General features: G+C 54.1%; 1 protein-coding gene. It reads right to left on the bottom strand.

The genetic code is table 11. The features are described from left to right. Positions 1-394, bottom strand: a 394-nt coding sequence (locus IAI51_RS27810; RefSeq protein WP_222944316.1) for an McrC family protein, incomplete at both ends; no start/stop codon positions are given.

Raw genomic sequence — 394 nt, 5'->3', positions numbered from 1 at the left:
ATTTTAGGGAACTCGAATACTGATAGCGGCCGGTCGAATGCGGCCGTCTTGGGGTAAATCAACACCACATCCCCCGTTCCATTCAGGTAGCTCTGGCCGTAGGCCTGCAACTGGTAGAAGTCGCCTTGCGCGAGGCCGTACTTGCTCGTGCCATTGGCCTTCAGTCCATCCAGCAGTTTCCACTTTGCGTCCAGGACCAGCAGATCCTTGTTGGTATCCCGGATCAAAAGGTCTGGCTTTAGACAAAACCAGTTCTGCTCTCGATGGTGAACCATGTGATGACTGCGTGCTTGGGTTTTCAGGACAAGCGGCCGCACCAGTTGTTTCGCGAGATGCTTGGATACAAACGCTTCGAATACTGCCTCCATCGGGAACAGCAGCGACGGAGCATTGT

Origin of the sequence: Pseudomonas sp. N40(2020), assembly GCF_014472415.1 — a bacterium.
In the GTDB taxonomy this organism is placed as follows: Bacteria; Pseudomonadota; Gammaproteobacteria; order Pseudomonadales; family Pseudomonadaceae; genus Aquipseudomonas.
The sequence above is the reverse complement of the archived record's forward strand: the minus strand, read 5'-3'. Positions and strand labels throughout refer to the sequence as shown.